The following is a 23,396-nucleotide window of genomic DNA, read 5'->3' as shown; positions in this document are numbered from 1 at the left end:
TGCGGGAGTGAAGCAGGCCGGTCTCGAGGACATCCTTCCGCTGACCCCGCTCCAGGAAGGCCTGCTTTTTCATGGCCTCTACAATCCTGAAGCCCAGGACGTTTACGTCTCCCAGCACATCCTCGAAATAGCCGGCCCCGTCGACACCGCCGCACTCCGCTCGGCCGTCGACGCCCTGCTGGCCCGGCACACGAGCCTGCGCGTCGGTTTCCGCCACGAGGGCCTCACCACGCCCGTGCAGATCGTGCCCCGGTCGGTGCGGGCGCCGTGGCACGAGGAGGACCTCACCGCCCTCCCGGACGACGCCGCACGTCACGCTCGGGCCGAGGCACTCCTGCGCGCGGACCGTGAGAAGCGCTTCGACCTGTCCGCTCCCCCGCTGGTCCGGTTCACCCTGCTGCGGCTCGCCGACCGGCGCTACCGCTTCTCGCTGACGTTCCATCACCTCCTGCTGGACGGCTGGTCGCTGTCCGTCGCCCTGCACGAGCTCTTCGCGCTCTACGCCGACGGCGGTGACGCCCGCGCCCTGCCGCCCGTCACCCCGTACCGCGCCTTCCTGGGCTGGCTGGCCCGGCAGGACCGGGACACCGCGCGCACCGCTTGGGCCGACGCCCTCTCGGACCTCGACGAGCCCTCGCTGGTGGCTGCCGGGCGGACCCGGTCCGACGACGCCGTCGCGGAGCGGGTCACCCTCGCCCTGACGCAGGAGCAGACGGAACGGCTCACCGCCAGGGCGCGCGAGCTGGGCCTCACCGTCAGCACCCTCGTCCAGGGCGCGTGGTCCCTGCTGCTGTCCAGGATCCTCGGCAGCGACGACGTCGTCTTCGGCGTCACCGTCTCCGGCCGGCCGCCGGAGATTCCCGGCATCGAGAGCATGGTCGGGCTGTTCATCAACACGGTCCCGCTGCGGGTGCGCGTGCGCCCCGCGGAGCCGGTCGGGCAGCTGCTCCAGCGCCTCCACCGGACGCAGCTCGGCCTCCTGGCCCACCAGCATCTCGGCCTCACGGAGATCCAGCAGGCGGCGGGGCTCCCGGAACTGTTCGACACCATGGTGGTCTTCGAGAACTACCCGCACGACGTGGGGCGCTCCGCGTCCGCCGCGTCCTCGTCACAGGACCCGTCGGCTGAGGCGGGCTCCCGGACGGGGGCGGCCCCTTCGGAGGCAGTCCAGGTCGTCGGTCAGAGCACCAGCGACCGCTCCCACTACCCCTTGACCCTGGTGGCCCTGCCGGGCACCACGATGCGCTTCCGCCTCGACCACCGGCCCGACGTCTACGACACGAGCGCCGCCGAGGAGTTGATGCAGCGGTTCGTGCGGGTGTTGGGGGCTGTGGTGGGTGAGCCTTCGGTGCCGGTGGGGCGGGTGGGGGTGTTGTCGGCGGAGGAGCGGGCGGCGTTGCTTCCCGCGCCTGCCTCCGGTGCTTCGGTCGTCCCGTTGGATGCGGGTGTGACGTTGGTGTCGTGGTTTGCGCGGCAGGTGGTGTTGTCGCCGGAGGCGGTGGCGGTCTCGTGCGACGACGAGTCGTTGTCGTATGGGGAGTTGGACGGTCGGGCGAACCGGCTGGCGCGGTTGCTGGTGGAGCGGGGTGCGGGTGCCGAGCGGCTGGTCGCGGTGGCGTTGGAGCGGTCGGTCGATCTGGTGGTGGCGTTGCTGGCGGTGGTGAAGGCGGGGGCCGGGTATGTGCCGGTGGATCCGTCGTATCCCGCCGAGCGGATCGCCTACGTCCTCAAGGATGCGGCTCCGGCTCTGCTGGTGACGACACGCCAGGCCCTGCCCGAGCAGGTCGGCGACCTGGACACGGTGGTGCTGGACGACCCGGGCACGGTCGCTGATCTGGCGGCCCGGTCGGCTGGTGCGGTGCCGGGTGTGGTGGTGCGGGTGGAGCATCCGGCGTATGTGATCTATACGTCGGGTTCGACGGGCCGGCCCAAGGGTGTGGTGGTCTCGCACGGGCAGGTGGTGCGGCTGTTCACCCGGACCCGTGACTGGTTCGGGTTCGGTGCCGATGATGTGTGGACGCTGTTCCATTCCTACGCGTTCGACTTCTCGGTGTGGGAGCTGTGGGGGCCGCTGCTGCACGGTGGTCGCCTGGTGGTGGTGCCGTTCACGGTCTCGCGCAGTCCCGCCGATTTCCTGGCGCTGCTGGCCGGGGAGGGCGTGACGGTCCTGAACCAGACGCCGTCGGCGTTCTACCAGCTGATGCAGGCCGACCAGGAGAACCCGGCCCTGGGTGAGGGTCTGGCGCTGCGGTATGTGGTCTTCGGCGGTGAGGCCCTGGACCTGGGCCGCCTGAGTACCTGGTATGCGCGTCATCCGGAGGCGGGGGGCGGGCCGCGGCTGGTGAACATGTACGGCATCACCGAGACCACCGTCCACGTCACCCACCGGGCCCTGGACGCCGCCACGGTGGCCGGACAGGCAGGTGCGTCCCTGATCGGTGAGCCCATCCCGGACCTGCGCCTGTACGTCCTGGACAGTGCCCTGCACCCGGTGCCCGCAGGCGTGACGGGGGAGATGTACGTGGCGGGCCCAGGCCTGGCCCGCGGCTACCTGAACCGTCCCGGACTGACCGCGGAACGCTTCGTCGCCGACCCCTACGGCGCGCCGGGCACGCGTATGTACCGCAGTGGTGACCTGGCCCGCCGGCACACCGACGGCGAACTGGAATACCTCGGCCGGGCCGACGACCAGGTCAAGGTCCGTGGTTTCCGCATCGAGCTCGGCGAGATCCAGACCGCCCTGGTCCAGCACCCTGCCGTCACGCAGGCAGCGGTCATCGTGCGCGAAGACCGCCTCATCGCCTACACCACCGGCGAGACCGTCCCCGCGGACGACCTGCGCACCCACCTCGCCCAGTCCCTGCCCGCCTACATGGTGCCCGCAGCCTTCGTCACCCTCGACACCATCCCGCTGACCGCCAACGGGAAGCTCGACCGCAAGGCCCTGCCCGACCCCGACCGGGACGGTGTGAACACATCGGCCCGCGCCCCCCGCACCCCCCACGAGGAAGTCCTCGCCCACCTCTTCGCCGACATCCTCGGCCTGGAACGCGTCGGCATCGACGACAGCTTCTTCGACCTCGGCGGACACTCGCTGCTCGCCACCCGCCTCGTCTCCCGCATCCGCACCACCCTCCAGGCCGAACTCTCGGTCAAGGACCTGTTCGACCACCCCACCGTCAGCGGACTCGCCCGCGGGCTGGCCGTCACCCCCGGAGCCCGGACCGCCCTCACCGCCGGGCCCCGCCCCGACCGCATCCCGCTCTCACACGCCCAACGCCGCCTGTGGTTCCTGCAGAAGCTGGAACAGTCCACGTACCTCTACAACATCTCGACGGCGGTCCGGCTGCGCGGCGAGCTCGACCACGAGGCGCTGGAACGGGCCCTGCAAGACGTCACGGCACGGCATGAGAGCCTCAGGACCGTCTTCCTGGAGGACGCGGAGGGACCGCACCAGGTCGTTCTGGACGGTGCGGGGACCCGGCCTGAGCTCCTCAGGGTCCGGGTGTCCGCCACCGAGCTGGCGGAGCGGGTCACCGAGGCGAGCCGGTACGAGTTCGACCTCACCGCCGAGATACCGCTGCGCGTCTGGTCGTTCGAGCTCTCGCCGACGGAGCACGTCCTCCTCGTGCTGGTGCACCACATCGCGAGCGACGGCTGGTCGATGGGGCCGCTCGCCCGGGATCTGGCCACCGCCTACCAGGCCCGGCTCCGGGGCCGCGCGCCCGAGTGGGAGCCGCTCCCCCTGCAGTACCCGGACTACGCGCTCTGGCAGCACGAGGTGCTGGGCTCCGCCGACGACCCCGACTCGGCCGTCTCCCGCCAACTGGACCACTGGCGGCGCACACTGGCCGGCCTGCCGGAGGAGCTGGAGCTGCCCACGGACCGCTCCCGCCCCGCCCTGCCGACGTTCCGCGGTGACACCGTCGAGCTGGACATCCCCGCCGACCTGCACGCCGCCGCGCGGGCCCTGGCCGCCGAACGGAACGTGACCGTCTTCATGGTGGTCCAGGCGGCCCTCGCCACGCTCCTGTCCAGGATGGGCGCCGGCTCCGACATCCCGCTGGGTACACCGGTCGCCGGGCGCACCGACTCCGCGGTGGAGGACCTCGTGGGGTTCTTCGTCAACACCCTGGTGCTCCGCACCGACGTCTCGGGGAACCCCCGCTTCCGTGAGCTCCTGGACCGGGTGCGCCGTACCGACCTGGAGGCATTCGCCCACCAGGACGTACCCTTCGAGCGGCTCGTCGAGGTCCTCAACCCCGAACGGGCGCTGGCCCGTCACCCGCTGTTCCAGACCGCGCTGAGCTGGAACACCACCGCCGTCGCACTGGACCTGCCGGGGCTGGCCACCGACGGTCAGCCGGTCGACGCGGGCACCGCGAAGTTCGACCTGAACTTCGGGCTGGCCGAGCACCGCTCCCCCGACGGCGAACCGGCCGGCATCAGCGGGCGGATCGAGTACAGCCTGGACCTCTTCGACCGGGAGACCGTCGCGGGCCTCGCGGACAAGCTGGTGCGGCTGCTGGCCGCCGCGGTCGCCGCCCCGGAGCGCAGGGTCGGCGAGTTCGAGCTCCTGTCGGCCGCCGAGCGGCAGCGGGTCGTCGAGGACTGGAACGCGACCGCGTCACCGGTGCCCGCGCTGTCCCTGCCGGACCTGTTCGCCGCGCAGGCGGCGCGGACTCCGGACGCCCCGGCCGTGGAGTGCGGCGAGGTGCGGTGGACGTACGCCGAGCTGGACGCCCGGGCCGACCGGCTGGCCCGGCGGCTGGTGGAACTGGGGGTGCGGGCCGAGACACCGGTCGCGCTGCTGATGGAACGCTCCGCGGACCTCGTCGCGGTCCTCCTCGCCGTGGTGCGGGCGGGCGGCACGTACGTGCCCCTGCACACCGGCTACCCGACGGAACGGATGCGCACGGTCCTCGCCGAGGCCGGTGCCCCCGTGCTCGTCACCCACGGCGCGCTGGCCGGTCACGAGCTGGTGGACGAGCAGCGGGCGGCCGGCGTGGCGCTCCTGGTCTGCGACGAGCGGCCCGCCGCCGACCCGGTCGCGGCGCCGCCCCGCACGGTGGAGCCGGACCGGCTGGCCTACGTGATGTACACGTCCGGGTCGACGGGAACCCCCAAGGGGGTGGCCGTCACCCACCGGGACGTGGCGGACCTGGCTCTGGACCGCGGATGGGACGTCGGTGCGGGCGACCGGGTGCTGATGCACGCACCGCACGCGTTCGACATCTCCGTGTACGAGATCTGGGTGCCGCTGCTGCGCGGAGCCCTCGTGGTGGTCGCCGAGGCCGGCGACCTGGACGCGCTGGTCCTGGACCGTCTGGTCCGGGAGCGGGGCATCACCCACCTGCACCTGACCGCCGGTCTGTTCCGGGCGATGGCGGAGGACCTGACGGACACCTTCGGGCTGGTGCGCGAGGTGCTCACCGGCGGTGACGTGGTCTCCGCCGGCGCCGTGGAGCGGGTCCTGGAGGCCAACCCCCGTACGGCGGTGCGTCATCTGTACGGCCCCACGGAGATCACCCTGTGCGCCACCGGTCACGCCGTCCGGGCGCCGTACCGGGCGGCCGACGGTCTGCCGCTCGGCCGCCCGCTGGACAACACCCGGGTCTACGTCCTGGACGCCGGACTGCATCCGGTGCCGTCCGGGGTCACCGGGGAGCTGTACATCGCCGGGGCCGGGCTGGCCCGGGGCTACGCGGGCCGGCCCGGCCCGACCGCCGAGCGTTTCGTCGCGGACCCGTTCGGTGCCCCCGGCACCCGGATGTACCGCACGGGCGACCTGGTCCGATGGAACCGTGAGGGCCGGCTGGAGTTCGTCGGCCGGTCCGACGACCAGGTAAAGATCCGCGGCTTCCGGGTGGAGCCGGCCGAGGTCGAGACGGTCGTCGCCCGGGCACCCGGTGTGTCGCAGGCGGCGGTGGTGGTCCGGGAGGACGTCCCCGGCGACAAGAGACTCGTGGCCTACGTCGTCCCGGCCGCGGAACCCCGGCCGACCGCGGCGGAGCTGCACCACCGGGTCGCCGCGACGCTGCCCGAGTACATGGTCCCCACCGTCGTCCTGGTCGAGGCCCTCCCGCTCACTCCGAACGGCAAACTGGACCGCGCGGCGCTCCCCGCCCCGAGCCGCGGCGGTGACGGCAGCGGTGCGGCCGTGACGCCCCAGGAACAGATCCTGTGCGAGCTGTTCGCGCAGGCGCTGGGCGTGGAACGGGTCGGCACCGAGGAGAGCTTCTTCGCGCTCGGCGGACACTCCCTGCTGGCCACCCAGCTGATCACGGGCATCCGCGGGGCGCTCGGTCTGCGGGTGTCCATCCGGGACCTCTTCCAGGCTCCGACGGTCTCCGGTCTGCTCCGGCACCTGGACGCGGAGGGCAGCAAGAGTTCCTTCTCGTCGATGCTTCCGCTGCGGGCGGGCGGCGACGGGCGGGCCCCCGTGTTCTGTCTGCACCCGGCCCTCGGGCTCGGCTGGTGCTACGGCCGTCTCGCCGCCCAGTTGCCGAGCGCACTGCCCGTCTACGCGCTGCAGGCGCGCGGGCTGCTCGGGCAGGAGGCGCCCGCCGAGAGCCTCGACGCGATGATCGACGACTACTGCGCGCAGATCCGCGAGGTCCAGCCCGAGGGCCCGTACCGGCTGCTCGGCTGGTCCATGGGCGGGCTGCTCGCGCACCGGGTCGCCACCCGCCTCCAGCGGGCGGGGCAGCGCGTCGACCTGCTCGCGATCGTCGACGCCTATCCGCCCGCCTCGGTGCGGGCCGACTGGGACGCGGCGGAGATGGTGGCGCGGATCGGTGAGGAACTGGGCTTCGACGTGGACCGGGTCGGCCCCGGCCAGGAGGAGGCGCTGCTCGCGGATCTGCGGGCGAAGGGGCATCCCCTGGGGCATCTGCCGGGCGGTGACATCGGCGCGGCGGTCCGCGTGTACGTCAACAGCTCGCGCCTGACGAGGAACCTGCGGCCCGAGGCGTTCGACGGGGACGTCCTCTTCTTCGCCTCCGGGACCTCGTTCGCCGAGGACGACCAGGTTCACGACGTCGCCGCCTGGCGGCCGTACGTCACCGGGCAGATCACCGAGCACGTGATCGACCACCTCCACGAGGACCTCTTGATCGAACCGGCCGCGGTCACGGCCATCTCCGACGTGCTCGTCGGGCATCTGCCCGCGGACGACACACCCCGCGCGTCCGGCGCACCCCGCGCACCTCGCGCATCCCGATGAGGAAGGAAACATCATGAGCAACCCGTTCGAGGACACGGAAGCCACCTACGTCGTGCTGGTCAACGACGAGGGGCAGCACTCGCTGTGGCCGTCGTTCGCGGAGGTCCCGGCGGGCTGGTCCGTCGTGGTGCCGGAGACGGACCGGCAGTCGTGCCTGGACTACATCAACGAGAACTGGACCGACATGCGCCCCAAGAGCCTCGTCGAGGCGATGGCGACGGCCGGGCAGGACGCCCCTTGAGCCAGGACGCCATGATCCGGGCGGTCGGCGTCCGCAAGAGCTTCGGCGACGTCCACGCCCTCGACGGCGTGGACATCGAGGTCGAACGGGGCCGGGTGCTCGGGCTGCTGGGTCACAACGGGGCCGGCAAGACGACCTTGGTGAACATCCTTGCCACGGTCTCCCCGGCGTCCGCGGGCACGGTGACCGTCGCCGGTTTCGACGTCGCGACGCAGGGCGCCGAGATCCGCGCGCGCATCGGGGTGACCGGCCAGTTCGCGTCGGTGGACGAGTACCTGAGCGGATTCCGCAACCTCGTCCTGATCGGCCGCCTCCTCGGGGCGGGACGGCGTGAGGCGGCGGCCCGGGCCACCGAGCTCCTGGAGCTGTTCGAGCTGACCGGGGCGGCCCACCAGCCCTCCCGCACCTACTCGGGCGGGATGCGCCGACGGCTCGACCTCGCCGCCAGCCTGGTCGGCCGGCCGGACGTGCTGTTCCTCGACGAGCCGACGACCGGGCTGGACCCGGCGACCCGGATCGCCCTGTGGGAGACGGTGGAGAAGCTGGTGGCGGGCGGCACGACCGTCCTGCTGACCACCCAGTACCTGGACGAGGCGGACCGGCTGGCCGACTGGATCACCGTCCTGTCGAAGGGCCGGGTGGTGGCCTCGGACACCACCGACCGGCTCAAGGCCGACCTGGGCCACCGGTCGGTGCGGGTGGTCCTTCCGCCCGCCGCCGACCTGACGGCCGCCGCCGCCGCGCTCACCGCCGGCGGGTTCCGTCCGCGGTCCGACGCCGGGGAGCACGCGCTGACCACGCCCGTGGACACCTCGGCCGGTATCGCGGGCGTCATCCGCGCGCTGGACACCGTCGGAACGCAGGCCGTCGAGCTGACCGTCAAGGAGCCGTCCCTGGACGACGTCTACCTGGCGCTCACCCATCCCTCACCCGCCGCCGACGCGGCCTGATCCCCAGGAGTTCCGTTGGCCATCCAGGAGCGCGCCGTGAAGGAGGTGGCGGTCGACACCGGTACCCCGGCCGGCCCCGTGTGGCGTGGTGCCGGCCTCGGCACCCAGCTGTGGGTACTGACCGCGCGGCAGATCCGTTCCATGTACGGCGACCGCCGCCTGGCGCTGTTCAGCCTGATGCAACCGGTGATCATGCTGTTGCTGCTGAGCGAGATCTTCGGCAGCATGGCCGACCCGGACGACTTCCCGCAGGGCGTGCGCTACATCGACTACGTGGTGCCCGCGCTGCTGGTCACCACCGGCATCGGCTCGGCCCAGGGCGCGGGGGTGGGCCTGGTCAGGGACATGGACAACGGGATGGTGGCGCGCTTCCGCGTCCTGCCGGCCCGGCTGTTCCTGGTGCTGGTCGCCCGGTCGCTGGCCGATCTGGTCCGTGTGTTCACCGAGTTGGTCGTCCTCGTGGCCGTCGGTGTGATCCTGCTGGGCTTCCGTCCGGCCGGGGGTTTGTGGGGCACGTCCGCCGCCCTGTTGCTCACCCTGTTCGTCATCTGGTCGCTGATCTGGGGGTTCATCGCCCTCGCGGCGTGGCTGCGCAGCGTGGAGGTGATGTCCAGCCTCGCGGTTCTGGTGATGTTCCCGCTCATGTTCGCCTCCAGTGCGTTCGTCCCGCTGGACGCCCTCCCGGAGTGGCTGCGCTCGGTGGCGCACCTCAACCCCGTGACGTACGCGGTCGACAGCGCCCGCCGCCTGGCGCTGGACTGGGACCCGGGGTGGAGCGTGCCCGGCGCGCTGCTGACCAGCACCGCGCTCATGGCGGTGGGGATGTACGTCGCCGGGCGTTCCTTCAAGAGGCCCCCGAACGAATGATTCCGGCGAACGGGTCCGTCGCCTGCCCCTCCGGGCTCGCCCGGGGGAGGCGGGCGCGGTCTCAGCGGTCGGCCGTCCGCCCGTAGGCGCGGAAGAGTGCGGTCCACTCCGGGACCGTGAGGTCCTTGACCCGGTCGGCCGGCCTCACGCCCGCCCCGCGCACGAACTGGGCGTGTCCGCGGCGCAGCACCTTCCGCGCGGCGTCGCCCACCGTCATCTGGCCGGTGTCGAAGACCCGTTGGACGAACCGCTGGTAGGCGGCCTTCTCACGCCAGGGCACGGACGGCCTGCGGTGCGGGGCGACCATCAGGGTCTGGGTGTCCGCGCGCGGTACGGGGGTGAAGTCCTGGCGTGAGAAGGCCAGGCCCCGGTCGAACGAGTACCACGGCTCCCACTGGGCGTTGAAGAGGTTTCCGCCCCAGGCTCCGGTCCGCTTTCCCACGTACTCCCGCTGCAACAGGAACACGCCCTGCCGCATGCGCGCCGGACCCATGTCGAGGCAGCGCCTCAGCATTCTGGTGCCGGTGACGAAGGGAAGATTCCCGATGAGTCTGACCGGCTGCCCGGGCAGTTGCAGGGTCAGGAAATCCTCGTTCACCACCGTGACGTCCGGCAGCGATTCGGCGGCCAGCCGCCGAGCCCAGCGGGGATCTATTTCCACCGCGAGTAAAGGCGTCCCGGGTGAGGCGAGCACTTTGGTCACCCGCCCTGATCCCGCGCCTATTTCGACGGTCATCAGGTCATTCGGAGAATCGGGCGGAATGGTGTCCGAACCGTCCAGCTGAGCGGAGAAACGACAGGCCGCGGCGGCTGTACGAAAGAAGTTCTGACCCCATTCTCTCCGCGCGGTGCTGCGTGAATCAGCGGGTGCGGAGACGGATTGCGGTGGCAGTGGGGATTTCAATGTCACCTCGGCGACATTACCAAGTCTTGACCCAACGGTCCATCAACCACCGGTATACCCCATGCAATTCAGCCACCGTCCGGCCCGATCCCGACGTTCGGCCGCGGGCCTTTCGGGCCCGACCGGTGACCAGCGCGCGAACCGGAGTTCCCGGCGATATTTCCGGCTCCTGGCGACTCGCCACAGTCTCGTCGGGGGCGGCCGGCGCCATGACTCCGACGGGGGCGATTCCCGGCCGACTTCGTCAGGTCCGGAGGGTCCCCCGGGCGGCGCGGGCCGATGGCCGCTGACTGTGTCATCTGCGGGTTGTCGGCCGAACACACCGCGCCCCAGGATGACTCAGCCGTTCCTGCGGTCGTCCCGACCCCGGTCCCACCCCCGAAAAGAGGAGCGAGAATCCAGTGCTCCAGCGCGTCGATCTGTCGTCACTCACCGGCCTCCGCTGGTATGCGGCGCTGACGGTATTCGCCTGTCACATCGCCCAGCAGGGCTTCTTCGCCGACCAGCAGGTGGGCAGCGCACTGCTGCACATCACCCCGCTCGGTTCCATGGCGGTCTCGATCTTCTTCATACTGAGTGGATTCGTCCTCGCCTGGTCGGCCCGCGACGAGGACTCCGTGCCGACTTTCTGGCGGCGCCGCATCGCGAAGATCTATCCGCTGCATCTCGCGACGTTCGGCATCGCGGCTCTCATCATTTTCTCCCTGTCGGAGCCGGTACTTCCCGGCGGTTCCGTATGGGACGGGCTGGTGCCCAATGTTCTGCTCGTGCAGTCCTGGCTTCCCGACGCGACCCTCACGGCCAGTTTCAACACGCCCAGCTGGTCGCTCTCCTGTGAGATCGCCTTCTATCTGTCGTTCCCGCTGTGGTACCGGCTGGTGCGCAGGATTCCCGCACGGCGGCTGTGGTGGTGCGCCGCGGGGATCGCCGTGGCCGTGACGTGTGTGCCCCTGCTGGCGGGCCTGCTCCCGGCGAGCGAGGAGGTGGCCCCCGGGATGTCGCTCAACGAGGTCTGGTTCGCGTACTGGCTTCCGCCGGTGCGCATGCTGGAGTTCGTCCTCGGCATCGTGATGGCGCTGATCCTGCGCGCGGGGATCTGGAAGGGCCCCGGTCCGGCGGTCTGCACGGCGCTCCTCGCCGCGAGTTACGGCCTCACCCAGATGGTGCCCCCGATCTTCACCCTCGTCGCCTGCTCCGTCGTACCGGCCGCGCTGCTGATCACGGCGCTGGCCGACGCCGACGTGCACGGCCGGCGCACGGGGCTGCGTTCGGCGACGCTGGTGCGGCTGGGCCAGTGGTCCTTCGCCTTCTACCTGGTCCACTTCCTGATCATCCGCTACGGACACCGGCTGATGGGCGGCGATCTGGGCTACGAGCGGCAGTGGAGCACCCCGGCCGCGATCGCGCTGTCCCTGGGGATGCTGGGGGTGGCGGTCCTGGCCGGCGGTCTGCTGCACACCGTCGTCGAACAGCCCTGCATGCGCCTGTTCGGCAGCCGCAGGTCCGCCTCCCGTCCGAAGCCCGGCGCCACCGCGGCTCCCCGGAACTCACCCGCGGCCGACGCGGCCGGCGTGCCCCTGCTCCCGGGCGTACCCGGGCCCGCGCACACCCCCGCAGCGACGAACGAACCCACCCCGAGAGGATGATGAGCGTGGCAGACCAGACGGCTCTCAGCCCCGCGCTGCTGGAGTACGCCCGGAGCGTCGCGCTGCGGGACGACGGCCTGCTGCGCGAACTGCACGAGGTGACCGCCGGGCTCCCCGGCGGCCGGGCCATGCAGATCATGCCCGAGGAGGCGCAGTTCCTCGCCCTGCTGATCCGGCTCGTCGGTGCCCGGCGGGTGCTGGAGATCGGCACCTTCACGGGGTACAGCACGCTGTGCATGGCGCGGGCACTGCCCGCCGACGGCACCGTCGTCACCTGCGACATCAGCGACAGGTGGCCCGGCGTCGGCGCACCGTACTGGCGCCGGGCCGGGGTGGAGTCCCGGATCGACCTGCGCGTCGGCGACGCCGTCCGGACCCTCGCCGAGCTCCGCGAGCACGAGGGGGACGGCTCGTTCGACCTGGTCTTCGTCGACGCCGACAAGACCGGGTACCCGCACTACTACGAGCAGGCGCTGGCCCTGGTACGCCCCGGCGGACTGGTGGCGGTCGACAACACCCTGTTCTTCGGCCGGGTGGCCGACCCGGCCGTCGAGGACGCCGACACCGTCGCCGTGCGCGCGCTCAACGAGCTGCTGCGCGACGACGAACGCGTGGACATCGCCCTGCTGACGGTCGCCGACGGGATCACTCTGGCCCGCCGGCGGGAGTGAGTCCGCACGGGGTGCGGAGCACCTGGTGCCGTCACCGGCCCGCACACGTCCGCCGCCGACCTGCCCGGGCAGGTCGGCGGCGGACGTGTGCGGGCCCCCTGGCGTGGCCGGCCCTCGTCGAGGGCCGGCCACGGCGGTCAGCGGAACCGGTTGATCGCGTCGATGTGCCGCGCCCGCTTCTCCTCGTCGCGCACGCCCAGCCCCTCCGTGGGCGCCAGGCAGAGCACGCCGACCTTGCCCTGGTGCTGGTTGCCGTGCACGTCGTGCACGGCAACCGCCGTGTCGGCCAGCGGGTAGGTGCGCGAGAGGGTGGGGTGGATCCTCCCCTTGGCGACGAGCCGGTTCGCCTCCCACGCCTCGCGGTAGTTGGCGAAGTGGGTGCCGACGATACGCTTGAGGTGCATCCAGAGGTAGCGGTTGTCGAACTCGTGGCGGAAGCCCGAGGTGGAGGCGCAGGTGACGATCGTGCCGCCCCTGCGGGTGACGTAGACGGACGCCCCGAAGGTCTCCCGGCCGGGGTGCTCGAAGACGATGTCGACGTCCTCGCCCCCGGTGACCTCGCGGATGCGCTTGCCGAAGCGCTTCCACTCCCGCGGGTCCTGGGTGTCCTCGTCGCTCCAGAAGCGGTAGTCCTCGGCGGAGCGGTCGATGATGGCCTCCGCGCCCATGGCCCGGCACACCTCGGCCTTGCGCGCGCTGGAGACCACGCAGACGGGGTGGGCCCCGCCGGCGAGGGCCAGCTGGGTGGCGTACGAGCCCAGGCCGCCGCTGGCGCCCCAGATCAGCACGTTGTCGCCCTGCTTCATGCCGGCGCCGTTGCGGGAGACCAGCTGGCGGTAGGCGGTGGAGTTGACCAGACCGGGCGCGGCGGCCTCCTCCCAGGTCAGATGGGCCGCCTTGGGCATCAGCTGGTTGGACTTGACGAGGGCCACCTCGGCCAGGCCCCCGAAGTTGGTCTCGAAGCCCCAGATGCGCTGGGCCGGGTCGAGCATGGTGTCGTCGTGCCCGTCGGGGCTCTCCAGCTCCACCGACAGACAGTGCGCGACGACCTCGTCACCGGGTTTCCAGACGTTCACGCCGGGTCCCGTGCGCAGCACCACGCCGGACAGGTCGGAACCGAGGATGTGGTACGGCAGGTCGTGGCGCGCGGCCAGCGGCGAGGTGCGCCCGTAGCGCTCCAGGAAGCCGAACGTCGGGAGGGGCTCGAAGATGGAGGACCAGACCGTGTTGTAGTTGACGGAGCTGGCCATCACCGCGACCAGCGCCTCCCCGGGCCCCACTTCGGGCAGCGGCACCTCGTCGACGTGCAGGGACTTGCGCGGGTCCTTGTCCGCGCTCGGCATCCCGCGGAACATGTCGGTGTCCTCTTTGCGGACGGTCACGGCGCGGAAGGACTCGGGCAGGGGCAGCGCCGCGATGTCCTCGGGGGTGCGGTCCGCGGCGGTGATCGCGGCGAGCAGCGCGCTCTGCGCATGGCTTTCGGGCATGGAACGGTCTCCGATCGCTCGTGTCGTCAGGTGGCCCGGTGCAGGGCGGTGAGGCGCTCCAGGGTGGGGATGATCCCGGCGGGCGTGGGGTCGGCGAGCATCTCCTCGCTCAGCCGCCGCGCGCCCGCCCTGATCGCGGGGTCGTGCACGGCCGTGTGCACCGCGTCGGCCAGACCGCGCGCCGTGAGCGTCGCCGCGGGCAGGTCGAACCCGGCGGACAGGCGCTGGAGTTGCTGCGCCTTGAGCGGCGCGTCCCACAGGGAGGGCAGCAGGATCTGCGGCACTCCGTGGCGCAGGGCGGTGGACCAGGTGCCCGCTCCGCCGTGGTGGATGATCGCGGCGCAGCTCGGCAGCAGCGCGTCGAGCGGTACGAAGTCCACGGGCACGACGTTGTCGGGGAGGGTGCCCAGGCGGTCGAGCTGGGAGGTGTCCAGGGTGGCCACCACCTCGATGTCCAGCCGGCCGAGCGCCTCCAGCAGTTCGGAGTAGGAGACCGCGTCGCGGCCGTAGGTCTCGCGGGCGGACACGCCGAGGGTGAGGCAGACGCGGGGGCGGTCGGGCTTCTTGCCGAGCCAGGGTTCGATCACGGAGCGCCCGTTGTAGGGCACGTAGCACATGGGCACCGTGGTCTGGCCCAGGTCGAGGCGGGTGCTGCGCGGGCCCGGGTCGATCACCCAGTGGCCGAGCACGTCGCGTTCGTCGAAGGCGAGCCCGTACCGGTCCAGCGTCCAGCCGAGCCATTCGGCGATGGGGTCCTCGCGCAGTTCCTCCGGCATCCCGTCGAGGGCGGCGAGGAAGCGCAGGCGGGAGCGTCCGATGGCGTCGGGGCCCCACAGGATGCGCGCGTGGGCGGCACCGCAGGCGCGGGCCGCGACCGGCCCCGCGTAGGTCCAGGGTTCCCACACGACCAGGTCGGGCCGCCAGCCACGGGCGAAGTCGACGATCTCGTCCATCGTGGCGGCGCCGTTGAACGGGGCGAAGCACAGGGCGGCCATCATGCTCTGCTGGCCGAGCAGGTACTCCCAGGTGGTCTCCTCCTCGCTCTCCACCTCACCGAACTCGAAGCCCCGCTGGTAGGGGACGAGGTCGCTGCCCATCTCGGCGAGCAGCTCCGCGGCCGGTCGGTCGTCGCCCACCGGTACGGCGGTCAGGCCGGTGGAGGTGATGACGTCGGTGAGGGAGGGCGGGCTCGCCACCCGTACCTCGTGCCCGGCGGCGCGCAGCGCCCAGGCGAGGGGCACCAGACTGTAGTAGTGGGTGTTGTGGGCGAGGGATGTCAGCAGGACGCGCACAGCGGCTCCGGTCTGGGAGGGGGCGTACGGACGGCGGGGTCATCCCGGGTGGACCCGGAGGCGGGCGCAGGCGCCCAGGACCGGTGACCGCGGCCGGGTCAGGGGCGGTCCCTCGGCCCGCAGGCCGGGCAGGCGGCCGGCCGTGACCTGGACCGCGGTGGTGGCGGCCAGGCGGATCAGCGGGAGGGCGAGCGCCAGGTGCGGTCCGTCGGCGCCCCCGAGCGGCTCCGGCCCGGGGATCTCCCGTCCGGCGGCGGCCAGCACCACGACGTGCTCGTCGGCGGTGATCCGGCGGCCGCCGAGTTCGAGGCCGGTGTGCGCGACCCGGTTCTCCAGCCGGGCCGGGGGGCGCTCGCGCAGCACCTGGTCGACGGCGTTCGCCGCGGCCGGCGTCCGGCGGGCCCTCTCCCACTCCCCCGGCCGGCCGAGCAGCCGGTGGACCGTGTGCGCGACGGCGGTGACGACGGGTTCGGGTGCGCCGACCGCGAGGAGCAGCGCGATGCGCTCGACGTCGCCGGGGGCGACGCCGTCGTGCAGGAGGAGGGCGAGCACGTCGTCGGGCCGGGGCTCGGCGTTCCCGAGGCCCCGGGACTTCTCCGCGACGAGCTCGGGGACCAGGTCGGCCAGTGTGCGGACGGCGTCGGCGGACTCCCGGGCCACGGTCAGCAGTTGCGGGGCCATCCGGGCGTCGAGCTGGGGGCCGCAGGCGGCGAGTGCCCGCGCGGCGGTGGCGCGGTCGCGGCCCGGCACTCCGAGGAGCCTGAGCATCAGCTCGACGGCGTAGGGCCGGGCGACCTCGCCGACAAGGTCGAACCCGGCGTCACCGGTGGGCAGCAGGCGGCCGAGCACTCTGCGGGCGGTGGTGCGCGCCGCGCAGGGCGCCTGGGCCGGGGCGTACCGGCTGAGCACCGGGGCGGCCAGCGCCCGCAGGCGTACGAGCTCCGCGCGTTCGTGGTGGGGGAACGCCTCGGCGAGGGGCAGCAGTTCCTCGTCCGGGCGGCGTCCGGCCCGGTCCAGCGTGCCGAAGCGCGGGTCGGCCAGGACGGCCGCCGCCACCTCGGGGTCCGCGGTCACCCAGGCGTCCAGCTGTTCGCTGCGGAACCACGGTCCGCGGGCCCGGATCTCCCGTTCGAACGGCTCGGGGTCGGCGACGGCGCGCAGGATCAGCGCGTACGGGTCGCCCTGGTTGCCGGCGCACCAGTGTGCGGCCCGGGTCAGCTGGAGCCGACGGCCGAGCGCACGGACGCCCGTGCTCGTGCCCGCGCTCGTGCTCGTGCTCGCGGGGGCCGTTTCCGTGGCAAGGGTGGGCATGGCTGCCCTGCCTTTCTTCTCGGGTCGATGGGGGCGCTCGCACGATCGGGGGACCCGGGTGTGCCGGGTGGGTCGGGGCAACCCGCCTCCGGGCCGCGGCGGTCCGCGTCGGCACCGGGTCAGCGGCGGGTGCCGATGAACAGCCCGCGACCGGACGGGCCGCCTTCCTGGTAGACCACGTCGCAGCCGGCGCGCTCGAAGGCCGCCTCGTAGTCGGCGCGCGGGAACAGGGTGATGGTGTGGTCCTCGGTCAGGTGACGGACGCCGCCGGGTCCGGCGAGGAGGTAGTGCACCTCGATGCGGGTGGCGTTCCCCTCCCGTACGGAGTGCGAGACCCGGCAGACGGTGCGCTCGCCCGCCTCCGTGATGCTGGCGCCGACGTAACCGGGGGTGAAGGACTCGGGGAACCACCAGGGTTCGACGACGATGACGCCGGACGGTTCGAGGTGGTCGGTGAAGGCCCGCAGCGTGCTGTCGAGTTCGTCGGTGGTCCGCAGGTGGCCTATGGAGCTGAACATGCAGGTCACCGCGTCGAACCGGCGTCCCAGGGAGAACGAGCGCATGTCCCCTTGGTGGAAGGTGACACCGGGGTTCCGGCCGGTCGCGAGGGCCAGCATGTCGGCGGAGAGTTCCAGGCCCTCGACGTGGTCGAAGAGGCCGTCCAGGTGGTGCAGGTGCTGGCCGGTGCCGCAGGCCACGTCGAGCAGGGTCCGGGCGCCCGGCCGGTGGACGCGCACGAGTGCGGCGATCTCCTCGGCCTCCTGCCGGTAGTCCTTCCCCTTCCCCTCGTGGACCAGGTCGTAGACGGCCGCGATGTCGTCGGCGTACATCAGTGTTTCCCTCCGGTGAGCGGGGCGGGACCGGGCTGGTGCGGGAGGCTGTCCAGCCATTCGTGCACCAGGGACGCGGTGTGCCGGGCGTGTTCGGTGAGCATGGTGAAGTGGTTGCCGGGCACGTCGGCGACGGTCCGTGCGAACGGGACCTGGGACCGCCAGTCGCCCCGCGCCCCGCCCGCGGGCGGCCACGCGCACAGGGGTTCGGACGCCCGGGCCAGCAGGACGGGGGCTTCGAGGGCGGTGAGCCGGGTTCCGAGCACCAGCCGCTGATAGCCGGCCATGGCGGTGAGCCGGTGGTCCTCCAGGGGCACCGTGCTGCGTTCGAGCGCCCAGCTGAGCAGGTCGTCGCGCCACTCGCCCATCGCACCGGGGTCCTCGGGACGGTAGACGTCCATCAGTACGACGGCTGCGGGGCCCGAGCCGCGTTCCTCCAGCCGGGCGGCCAGGGCGTGGGCGATGTTCGCGCCGGCGGAGTGGCCGGCGAGGGCGAAGGGCTTGCCCGCGGTGTGCTCCAGGAGGACGTCGGCCTGGACCTCGATCAGCGCGTCGAGCGATGCGGGCATCGGTTCCGCGGGGTCGCCGAAGCCGGACAGGGGAAGGGCGACCGTCTCCCGGACGCCGCGCAGTCCTTCGGCGAACGGGACGTACTCGGCGGGCCCGGAGCCGACCGCGGTGCCGGCGCAGCAGTACAGCGTGGGACGCGTCGCCGGTCCGGTCGCGAGGGGTACGGGCGCGGGGCGGCCGGAGCCGGGGTGCTGCCGGGAGTAGGCGGGCCGGAACGCCGCCAGGTCGGCCATCAGCTCCACGACCTCGCTCGACCTGCGCTGTTCGACGGCGGCGCGGAAGGAGGCGAACAGCCCGCTCTCGGCCCGAGCCGTGCCCTCCTGGGGGCCGGGGGTCCCCGCGTCGGCGAGGCCGGCCAGGTGGTGGGCCAGCGCGGTGGGGTCCTCGTGGTCGAAGACGAGGGTGCCGGGCAGGTCGAGCCCGGTGTCCTCGGCCAGCCGGCGGCGCAGCCGCACCGCGGCGAGCGAGTCGAAGCCGAGGTCCCGGAAGGGGGCCCGGGCGTCGACCCGGGCGTCCTCGGAGTGGCCGAGGACCGCCGCGACGTGGCGGAGCACCAGGTCCAGGGCGAGCCGCGGCCGGTCCTCGGGCCGCGCCCGCAGGAGGCCGGGGGCGGTGGGGGTGTCCTCGGCGGGCCGGCCGGCGGCGGGCGCCGTACGGGCCGCGGGGATGCCGGCGATCAGGGGGCTGGGACGGAAGGCGGTGAAGCCGGGGGCGAACCGTTCCCAGTCGATGTCCGCCACGGTGACCGTGGCTTCGCCGCCGTCGATGGCCTGGTGCAGGGCGGTGAGCGCCGTCTCGGGGTGGAGCGGGGCCACGCCGTGGCGGGCGAAGTAGCCCTCGGGCGCCATCTCGCCCATGCCGTCGCCGTCCCACGGGCCCCAGGCGACGGAGGTCGCGGGACGCCCCTGCGCACGACGACGCTCCGCCAACGCATCCAGATGCGCATTGGCCGCCGCATACACCGACTGCCCCCCACTCCCCCACACCCCAGCACCCGACGAGAACAACACGAACGCATCCAGCTCCACACCCGCCGTCAACTCGTCCAACAACTCAGCCCCCACCGCCTTACCCCCCAACACACCACCCGCCTCCGCCAACGACACCTCACCCAACCCCGACACCTGAGCCACCCCCGCCGCATGAAACACACCACGCAACGGCACCCCCAACCCCTCCACCACACCCAACAACCCCACCACCGACGCCCGATCCCCCACATCACACGAAACGAACGTCACCTTCGCCCCCAACCCCACCAACTCCCGCTCCAACTCCACCGCCCCCACAACCCCACCACCCCGACGCCCCGCCAACACCACATGCTCCGCACCCGAACGCGCCAACCACCGCGCCACATGACCCCCCACACCACCCAACCCACCCGTCACCACCACACACCCCCGCGCACGCCACACCCCCGAACCACCCCGCACCCCCACACCCACCAGACGACGACCGAACACACCCCCACCACGCACCGCCACCTGATCCTCACCACCCCCCGCAACCACACCCACCACACGACGCCACTCACGCACACCCGCCCCCACCGCCACATCCACCAACCCACCCCACTGCACCGGCACCTCCAACGCAGCCACCCGCCCCAGACCCCACACCCGCGCACCCACCGCACACGGCACCTCACCCGACCCCACCGCCACCGCACCCCGCGTCACCACCCACAGCGGTGCCCGCACCGCGGCGTCGGTCAGTGCCTGGATCGTCAGCAGCACCGCCGCCGTTCCCTGGTCCAGCCCGGGGTGCCCGGCGACCGCGGCACCGCCCGAGTCGGGGAGCAGCAGCACGCCGGCCAGGCCCTCCGGGCTCCGTGCGAGCTCGGCCAGCCGGGCCGCCAGGGTGCCGCGGTCCGGGGTCTCCGTCCGCGGTGATCCGGTGTGCTGCTCCAGCGGCCACACCAGGCGGGTGACCTCCGCGCCGGCCGCGCGCAGCGCCCGTTCCGCGGCGTCCGCGCATTCCGTGCGCTGCCCATGCTCGACCATCAGCCAGCGATCCGAGGGGCTGAACCTGACAGCGTCTGCCTCGATCGCCTGCCAGGTGACGCGGTAGTGCAGGCCCGCGGTCCGCGCGGTCGCGCGGTCGCGGTCGTGCCAGGCGGCCAGGTGCGGCAGGACCGCGCGCAGTTCGTGTTCGATACCGGCGTCGTCGGCGCCCAGTCGCGCCGCGGCCGAGGCGACGTCACCGGCGTGCACGGCGGCCCACAGCGCCCCGTCCTGCTCGGCTTCCGGCACGGATCGGACGGAGGGGGCGGCCGTCGCGGGGGCGACCGCGGCCGAGGCGGGGGCGAGCCAGTAGCGGCTGTGCTGGAAGGCGTAGGTGGGCAGGTCGGTGCGGCGGGCTCCCGTGCCGCCGTAGAGCGCGGCCCAGTCGAGGCCCGCGCCGCGGACGTACGCGCTCGCGGCGGCCCGGAGCACGGTGTCGCCCTCCGGGCGCCCGCGGCGCAGTGCCGGGGCGAACACGACGTCGGCCTCCGCGGCCAGGGACTCCTCCGCCATGCCGCACAGGACGGCGTCGGGCCCGAGCTCGATGAAGGTCGCGGCGTCCCGGGCGCTCGCGGTGCGCACGGCGTCGGCGAAGCGCACCGGCTGCCGCACCTGGCGGGTCCAGTAGCCGGGGTCGGTCAGCTGGGCGGCGTCGGCGAGGTCGCCGGTCACTTCGGAGACGACCGGCAGCCGGGGGGCGTGGTAGTCGACCGTGTCCGCCACCGCGCGGAAGTCGGCGAGCATGGCGTCCATACGGGGTGAGTGGAAGGCGTGGCTCACCCTCAGGCGCTTGGTGCGGCGTCCGCGGGCGGCCAGTTCACCGGCCGCCGCCAGTACGGCCGCCTCGTCCCCGGAGAGCACGAGGGCCTGCGGGCCGTTGACCGCGGCGACCACCGCGCCGCCGGCGGCGACGGGCTCCAGCGCGGCGGCCTCCCGCTCGGTGGCCTGCACGGCCGCCATCGCGCCGCCCTCGGGCAGGGCCCGCATGAGCCGGCCGCGTGCGGAGACCAGCCGGGCCGCGTCGGCCGCAGAGAAGACGCCCGCCACGTGAGCCGCCACCAGACCGCCGATCGAGTGGCCCACGAGGACGTCCGGGACCAGGCCCCAGCTCTCCAGGAGCCGGAAGAGCGCGGTCTCCACCGCGAAGAGGGCCGGCTGGGTGTAGTCGGTGCGGTCGAGGAGTGCGGCGTCCGGCGTGGCGGGCTCGGCGAACATCACCGACAGGAGAGGGCGTTCGAGGTGGGCGTCGAACTCCGCCGCGATCTCGTCGAGGGCGTCGGCGAAGACGGGGAACCTGCCGCGGAGCTCCCGACCGGCGCCGAGCCGCTGGGCGCCCTGCCCCGAGCAGAGGAAGGCGATCCCGCGGCCACGTCGCGCGACACCCGTGACCACGCTCTCCGGTGTGCGGCCGGCGGCCAGCGCGGCGAGGTCCTCCCCGGCCGTCCGGTTCTCCTGCACCAGCGCCACCGCCCGGTGCTCCAGGGTCTCCCTGGTGGTGGCCAGGGAGTATCCGATGTCGGCCGCGGGGACGACGAGTCCGCTGCCGCCGCCGGTGCCCTCCGTGCGCCCCTGGCGGGCGAGAGCGGCGAGTCGTCCGGCCTGGCCGCGCAGCGCCTCCCGCGAGCGTGCCGAGAGCACCCAGGGGAGCGGACCCGTCACGGCGTCGGGCCGGTCGGGTCCGGGGCCGTCCCCGTGCTCGCTCCCGGCCTCGACCGGTGCTTCCTCCAGGACCACATGGGCGTTGGTCCCGCTCACCCCGAACGCCGACACCGCGGCCCGCCGCACCCGCTCCACCCGCCGCGGCCACGACCGGCCCTCGGTCAGCAGCTCCACCGCACCCGAAGCCCACTCCACCTTCGACGACGGCGCATCCACATGCAGCGTCCGCGGCAACGACCCATGCCGCATCGCCTGCACCACCTTGATCACACCACCCACACCCGCAGCCGCCTGCGCATGCCCGATGTTCGACTTCAACGACCCCAACCACAAAGGATCACCGACCCGCTCCCGCCCGTACGTGGCCAGCAACGCACCCGCCTCGATCGGATCACCCAACGCCGTCCCCGTACCGTGCGCCTCCACCACATCCACGTCGGCGGGCGTCAGCCCCGCATCAGCCAGCGCCTCACGGATCACCCGCTGCTGCGCAGGACCACTCGGCGCCGTCAGCCCATTGCTCGCCCCGTCCTGATTGACCGCACTGCCCCGCACCACCGCCAGCACCCGATGGCCATTGCGGCGCGCGTCGGAAAGCCGCTCCACCAGCAGCACACCCACTCCCTCCGCCCACGCCGTCCCGTCCGCACCCTCCGCGAACGCCTTGCACCGCCCGTCCACCGCCAGCCCCCGCTGCCGCGAGAACTCCACGAACACCGTCGGGTCGGGCATGACCGCGACGCCGCCGGCCAACGCCAGGTCGCACTCGCCCCGCCGCAACGACTGCACCGCCAGATGCAACGCCACCAACGACGACGAGCAGGCCGTCCCGATCGTCAGCGCCGGCCCCTCCAGACCCAGGGAGTAGGCGATCCGGCCGGACATGACGGCATCGGCGTTGCCCGTCAGCAGATAGCCCTCGGTGCCCTCGGGCGCTCGCGCGGTGTCGGTGACGTATCCCGTGTGCGCGGCTCCGACGAAGACACCGGTACGGCTGCCGCGCAGCGACGCGGGGACGATGCCGGCCCGCTCCAACGTCTCCCACGACGTCTCCAGCAACAGCCGCTGCTGCGGGTCCATCACCAGCGCCTCGTTCGGCGAGATGCCGAAGAAGGCCGCGTCGAAGTCCCCGGCGCCGGTGAGGAAGCCGCCCTCACGGCAGTAGGTGGTGCCGGGGGTGTCGGGGTCGGGCGAGTAGACGGCGTCCTCGTCCCAGCCCCGGTCGGCCGGGAAGGGGGTGATCGCGTCGACGCCGTCCGCGGCGAGCTCCCACAGGTCGTCCGGGGTGCTCACGCCACCGGGGTAGCGGCAGGCCATGCCCACGATGGCGACCGGCTCGTGCGCGCCGGCCAGGAGCTCCCGGTTGTGCCGGCGCAGCCGCTCGGTCTCCTTGACGGAGGTGCGCAGCGCACCCAGCACTTCGTCCATGGACGGTGACATCTTCGGCTTCCTCGTCTGCTCGCTGGCTGTGGGGGGCGTCGGCGGTACGGCGCTCCGCCGGTCGGCGCGCCGGTGAGGGCGCGCTACTGCTCCGGTGCTCCGTCGGGGGCGGTCGCCGCCGCGTCGGGCCCGCCGTCGGCCGGCGTGCCGTCGGCCGGTCCGGCGGTTCCCGTGGCCAGCCGGATCAGGGCGTCCGCGTCGAGTTCGTCGATGTCGGCGTCGTGGACGGCCGGCTCCGGTGCGGGCGGTGGGGTCGCGGGCCTCCCCCCGGCGGGCTCCGGCGCCCCGCCGGGCGCG

At 73.0% G+C, this 23,396-nt stretch carries 12 protein-coding genes; 6 read left to right on the top strand and 6 right to left on the bottom strand.

Features of this window, described 5'->3' with window-relative positions:
* The first annotated feature begins 7 nt into the window (after positions 1–7).
* The 4 genes from SAM23877_RS26825 to SAM23877_RS26810 are packed head-to-tail and all read left to right on the top strand — an operon-like array spanning position 8 to position 9,283.
* Positions 8–7,225, top strand: coding sequence for an amino acid adenylation domain-containing protein (locus tag SAM23877_RS26825; RefSeq protein ID WP_053138547.1), 7,218 nt, complete (start codon positions 8–10; stop codon positions 7,223–7,225).
* Between the two features lie 13 nt (positions 7,226–7,238).
* Positions 7,239–7,466, top strand: coding sequence for an MbtH family protein (locus tag SAM23877_RS26820; protein ID WP_053138544.1), 228 nt, complete (start codon positions 7,239–7,241; stop codon positions 7,464–7,466).
* A gap of 11 nt (positions 7,467–7,477) precedes the next feature.
* The gene (locus tag SAM23877_RS26815) at positions 7,478–8,416 is read left to right on the top strand and encodes an ABC transporter ATP-binding protein (protein WP_079030452.1); all 939 of its coding nucleotides are present in this window, start codon (positions 7,478–7,480) and stop codon (positions 8,414–8,416) included.
* Between the two features lie 15 nt (positions 8,417–8,431).
* Entirely contained in the window at positions 8,432–9,283 is an 852-nt protein-coding gene (locus tag SAM23877_RS26810) for an ABC transporter permease (RefSeq protein ID WP_244902999.1), read from the top strand.
* Between the two features lie 61 nt (positions 9,284–9,344).
* On the opposite strand, the gene SAM23877_RS36820 is transcribed toward SAM23877_RS26810, so the two are convergent.
* Positions 9,345–10,193 carry a 23S rRNA (adenine(2058)-N(6))-methyltransferase Erm(Z) gene (locus tag SAM23877_RS36820; RefSeq protein ID WP_063796790.1) on the bottom strand — a complete coding sequence of 283 codons (849 nt, stop codon included), beginning with the start codon at positions 10,191–10,193 and terminating at the stop codon, positions 9,345–9,347.
* 395 nt (positions 10,194–10,588) lie between these two features.
* Here SAM23877_RS36820 and SAM23877_RS26800 point away from each other — a divergent pair, with 395 nt between their 5' ends.
* Both SAM23877_RS26800 and SAM23877_RS26795 read left to right on the top strand, forming a co-directional pair.
* A complete protein-coding gene (locus tag SAM23877_RS26800; protein WP_053138539.1) occupies positions 10,589–11,833 on the top strand; it encodes an acyltransferase family protein in 1,245 nt (414 codons plus the stop codon).
* Between the two features lie 5 nt (positions 11,834–11,838).
* The gene (locus SAM23877_RS26795; RefSeq protein WP_053142901.1) at positions 11,839–12,504 is read left to right on the top strand and encodes an O-methyltransferase; all 666 of its coding nucleotides are present in this window, start codon (positions 11,839–11,841) and stop codon (positions 12,502–12,504) included.
* Between the two features lie 137 nt (positions 12,505–12,641).
* On the opposite strand, the gene ccrA is transcribed toward SAM23877_RS26795, so the two are convergent.
* The 5 genes from ccrA to SAM23877_RS26770 form a co-directional block, all read right to left on the bottom strand.
* Complete coding sequence (gene ccrA, locus SAM23877_RS26790; protein ID WP_053138536.1) at positions 12,642–13,991, bottom strand: crotonyl-CoA carboxylase/reductase; 1,350 nt, start codon at positions 13,989–13,991, stop codon at positions 12,642–12,644.
* A 26-nt stretch (positions 13,992–14,017) separates the two neighbouring features.
* Entirely contained in the window at positions 14,018–15,283 is a 1,266-nt protein-coding gene (locus SAM23877_RS26785; RefSeq protein ID WP_053138533.1) for an activator-dependent family glycosyltransferase, read from the bottom strand.
* A gap of 39 nt (positions 15,284–15,322) precedes the next feature.
* Positions 15,323–16,594 (bottom strand): cytochrome P450 family protein, encoded by a 1,272-nt coding sequence (locus SAM23877_RS26780; protein ID WP_053138530.1) that lies wholly within the window; start codon positions 16,592–16,594, stop codon positions 15,323–15,325.
* 119 nt (positions 16,595–16,713) lie between these two features.
* Positions 16,714–17,424: a class I SAM-dependent DNA methyltransferase gene (locus SAM23877_RS26775; protein WP_053138527.1), complete on the bottom strand. Its 711-nt coding sequence runs from the start codon at positions 17,422–17,424 to the stop codon at positions 16,714–16,716.
* On the bottom strand, positions 17,424–23,078 hold the full coding sequence (locus SAM23877_RS26770; RefSeq protein ID WP_425314788.1) for a type I polyketide synthase: 5,655 nt from the start codon (positions 23,076–23,078) through the stop codon (positions 17,424–17,426). The genes SAM23877_RS26775 and SAM23877_RS26770 overlap by 1 nt, the downstream gene beginning before the upstream one ends.
* Positions 23,079–23,396: the final 318 nt, after the last annotated feature.

Source organism: Streptomyces ambofaciens ATCC 23877, from assembly GCF_001267885.1.
In the GTDB taxonomy this organism is placed as follows: domain Bacteria; phylum Actinomycetota; class Actinomycetes; order Streptomycetales; family Streptomycetaceae; genus Streptomyces; species Streptomyces ambofaciens.
The sequence above is the reverse complement of the archived record's forward strand: the minus strand, read 5'-3'. Positions and strand labels throughout refer to the sequence as shown.